Source organism: Glycocaulis albus (assembly GCF_014639075.1).
GTDB classification, from domain to species: Bacteria; Pseudomonadota; Alphaproteobacteria; order Caulobacterales; family Maricaulaceae; genus Glycocaulis; species Glycocaulis albus.
On record NZ_BMFS01000027.1, the window covers coordinates 1 to 512 of the forward strand.

The window sequence follows — 512 nt, forward strand, 5'->3', positions numbered from 1 at the left end:
GCGGCCCGGCTTAAATCCGGTTCCACCACGCTCGCCCTGCAACAGGTCAGCTATGATGCCTCGGGCCGGCTGCAGTGCTCGGCCCAGCGCATGAACCCAGGCACCTTCGGCTCGCCGCCTTCAGATGCGTGTGTGCCAGGCACGGCTGGATCGCAGGGCCCTGACCGGATCACCCACCGCACCTATACCGCCGCTGGCCAGATCAGCATCGTGCGCAATGGCTATGGCACCTCCGAGGCGGGGATCGAGGCGCGTTACAACTACCGGGCCAACGGGCATGTCGCCTATATCCGCGACGGGGCGAGCAACCGCACCACCTATGTGCGCGACGGCCATGACCGTCTCTCCCAGATCCGCTACCCGGTCGAGACCGTGGGCGCCAATGCCAGCAACAGCGCTGACCGCGAGCAGTTCACCTATGATGCGGCAGGCCGTCTGGTCACGCACCGGCGCCGCTCGGGCCACGAGATCACCTACGCTTACGACAATCTGAACCGGATCACAGAGCGCAA

Annotated in this window: 1 pseudogene; it reads left to right on the plus strand. The window is 65.8% G+C overall.

The annotated features are described in order from the left end of the window. A pseudogene (locus IEV75_RS13835) lies at positions 1-512 on the plus strand (RHS repeat domain-containing protein); the annotation flags it as partial.